This window comes from Lentiprolixibacter sp. (assembly GCF_982873095.1).
This window is the reverse complement of the sequence record NZ_CEYNTP010000264.1, coordinates 1-3,494: the sequence shown is the minus strand read 5'-3', so window position 1 is coordinate 3,494 and position 3,494 is coordinate 1. Positions and strand designations below refer to the sequence as shown.

Annotated in this window: 2 protein-coding genes; both read left to right on the top strand. The window is 45.6% G+C overall.

Annotated elements, in window-relative coordinates; all coding sequences use genetic code 11:
• Positions 1–4: 4 nt before the first annotated feature.
• Positions 5–1,552: an Rne/Rng family ribonuclease gene (locus AC4E7D_RS12850; RefSeq protein WP_490174189.1), complete on the top strand. Its 1,548-nt coding sequence runs from the start codon at positions 5–7 to the stop codon at positions 1,550–1,552.
• 123 nt (positions 1,553–1,675) lie between these two features.
• The coding region (locus AC4E7D_RS12845) for an alpha-L-rhamnosidase-related protein (RefSeq protein ID WP_490174188.1) at positions 1,676–3,494 on the top strand (1,819 nt) is incomplete at its 3' end.

Below are 3,494 nucleotides of genomic sequence, written 5' to 3'. Positions count from 1 at the left end.
ACAGGTGAAAAGAGAATTAATCGTAAGATCCGATTCTAATGCCGTCGATTTTGCCTTACTGAAAGATGGAAAACTCATAGAGCTTCACAAAGATATTGACGACAGCAAATTCAATGTCGGGGATATCTTCTTCGCCAAGATCCGGAAGCCGGTGACAGGACTTAATGCAGCATTCGTAAATGTAGGCTATGAAAAAGACGCTTTTCTGCATTACCATGATCTCGGACCGCAATTGGCATCTATGCTGAAGTTTATTAAAAGAGTGAGCACCGGAAAACTCAGGGACTATTCCCTGAAAAATTTCCCATTTGAGAAGGATATTGATAAGCATGGCAGCATCAATGACGCCATAAAAGCCAATCAGTCCCTCCTGGTGCAAATCGTGAAAGAACCCATTAGTACCAAAGGTCCAAGAATCAGTTCAGAACTGTCCTTAGCCGGAAGATACTTGGTCATGGTGCCTTTTTCTGATCGGGTTTCCGTATCACAGAAGATCGGAAGCAAAGAAGAAAAAGACAGGTTAAAAAGACTTGTGAAAAGCATTAAACCCAAAGGGTTTGGAGTGATCATCCGAACAGTTGCAGAAGGCAAAAAAGTCGCAGAATTAGACAAGGATTTGCAAAACTTGCTGAACAAATGGACAGCATTGTGTAAGAAATTGTATAAAGCGCCAACCCCATCTAGAGTCCTGGTAGAATTAAACCGGGCTTCCTCCATCCTGAGAGATGTATTCAACGATACCTTCACAGGTATATACGTAGATGACGAAACGCTTTATAACCAGATCAAGGATTACGTTCAGGAAATCGCCCCCTCTAAGGAATCCATAGTTAAACAGTATTCATCTTCTGTTCCCATTTTTGAGAAATTCGGGATCGAACGACAAATAAAAACGTCGTTTGGCCGTACAGCCTCCATGAGTAAAGGGGCCTACCTGGTAATAGAACATACCGAAGCCCTGCACGTGATTGATGTCAACAGCGGTAACCGCTCCAACAAGGCAAAAAATCAGGAAGACACGGCTTTGGAAGTGAACCTCCTGGCCGCTTCAGAAATTGCACGGCAACTCAGGTTGCGGGACATGGGCGGTATTATCGTGGTAGATTTCATTGATATGGTGAGATCAGAGCACCGCAGGAAACTGTTCAATTTTCTCCGGGAAGAGATGAAGGATGACAGGGCCAAGCACAAAATTCTTCCGCCGAGTAAATTCGGCCTGGTTCAGATAACCCGCCAACGGGTAAGACCAGAAGTTAATATCAAGACCACAGAAGAGGACCCTAGCAGGCCTGGTGGTGAAGTGGAAGCGCCCATTGTGCTTATTGACAAGATCAATGTGGACCTAGAAAAGATTTTAAAAGGTCCGCACAAGAACAAAAACCTGATCTTAAATGCACATCCGTTTATAGCAGCTTACCTCACCAAAGGATTCCCTTCTATACGTTCCAAATGGTTTATGGAACACAAGAAGTGGATCAAAATCCTTCCGAGGGATGCCTATACCTATCTTGAATACCGTTTTAAGGATAAAGAAGGGAAAACCGTAAGCTAAAAGAAAGCGACATCAAATAATTTGATGTCGCTTTTTTTGTTTGAGTTGATTACACCACACCATCCGGATAGCGGCTAAATTCATAAATTCGTTTATGTTTCCAACCTCTTTAATTTTTTGATTTTGAAAACTTATCTTTTATTCCCGTCCCTATTCATCGTATTACTCCTGTCCTGCACTTCCAGGCAGGCGCCTGACAACCTGGGAAATCTTCTGCAAGATGCTCCCGCTATTCCCGGAAATATAACCTATATGGCGTCTCCCTACGTTACTGCGGGCAACCGGCTTTATATGGTTGGCCATCAGGATGGCAGTTTCCCTGATATTGGCTGGCATGTGCCTGGGGAAATGGGGGGTATCTGGGACCATCCCATTAAACTCATGGATGGCTTTGAAGCCAAACTTACACTTGGCTCGGCAGAGGTGGCATTGCAAAAGGCCGATAGGTTTGTTAACTATCCATTTGCCAATGAACACCACTATAATGATGTGATAGAGGGGCTGTCAGTTGTCCGCCGTCAGTTTGTCCCCGATGACAAAGAAGGGATTATCGTAGAATTCACCTTTGAGAATAACAGTGGGCAGGAGAAAAACCTTGATTTTAGCTTTACAGGGCACACCGACCTGCGTCCGGTTTGGCTGGGAGAACGCACAGGGATGATAGATGGAAAGGATATGGCTGTTTTTGACGAAGAGCTGGGGGCCTGGGTGGTCAAAGACTCCCTCAACCCATGGTTTGTGGTGTTTGGCGCTGACCACCCGCTAAAAGTGACCGAAACTTCCAAAAAGGACTCCAACACCAATTCCTCAGCACTTATCTACAATATAAGTCTTGCACCTGAGAGCAAGACCAGCATCCTATTTGCCATAGCCGGTTCCTATGCCACCGAGGAGCATGCCCGGAACACGTACAACGATATCCTTGAAAATGCATCCGCTTACCTCTCCCAGAAAAAGGTACGGTATTCGAAACTGGCAGCAAATTCGAAACTCACCACTCCGGATTCTACGCTCAATACAACTTTTGAATGGCTAAAATACAATTGCGACTGGCTGATCAGGAAGGTGCCTGGAATTGGAACAGGCATTACCGCCGGCATACCGGATTACCCTTGGTGGTTTGGCGTAGACAGCGAATACGCATTAAAAGGCTATATGGCTGTTGGGCAAACCGACGTGGTTCACCAAACCATCAGGTTGTTAGACAGTGTTTCAGATGCCGTGAACGGAAACGGGAGGATCATCCATGAAATGTCTACCAACGGAGCTGTATTTAATCCCGGTAATATCAATGAAACCCCTCAATTCGCCTCCCTGATCTGGGAAATCTACCGCTGGAATGGCGAGCGGAAATTCCTTGAAAGATATTTCCCTACGGTTAAGAAAGGGCTAGCATGGCTTATGGAAACTAATGATAGCAACCAGAACCTATTTCCTGATGGTTTTGGGATGATGGAGATTCACGGTCTTGACAGCGAAATGATCGATGTTGCCGCTTACACACAAAGGGCATTCGCTGATGCTGCAAAGATGGCGGATGTGCTGAATGAAGGAGATCTCGCAGCAGAATACCGGCAATTGGCAGAAAGCCTTAAAGAGAGAATAAACCGTGAATTCTGGTCAGAAGAATTCAATTCCTATGCCGATTTTATCGGTACGGATGAACAGGCCCTCCATTTGATTGAAGATGCTATCGTCCGCGCCGATACCCTGAACAAACCCTGGGCCGTGGCAGAACTGAAAGAAACAGAACAGAAAATCCGAAAGAATCCATCTGCCTCGGCCAGGCCTTTTGTACTACACCATAATTGGGTGGTGAATACCCCAATGGAAATGGGGATCGCCGACACAGATAAAGCACTAAGGGCCTTGAGAACTGCCGAGCAATTTGTAAACCCTTTTGGGGTTTTTGTTACAGGGATAGACCGGGATGCTTCTGCGG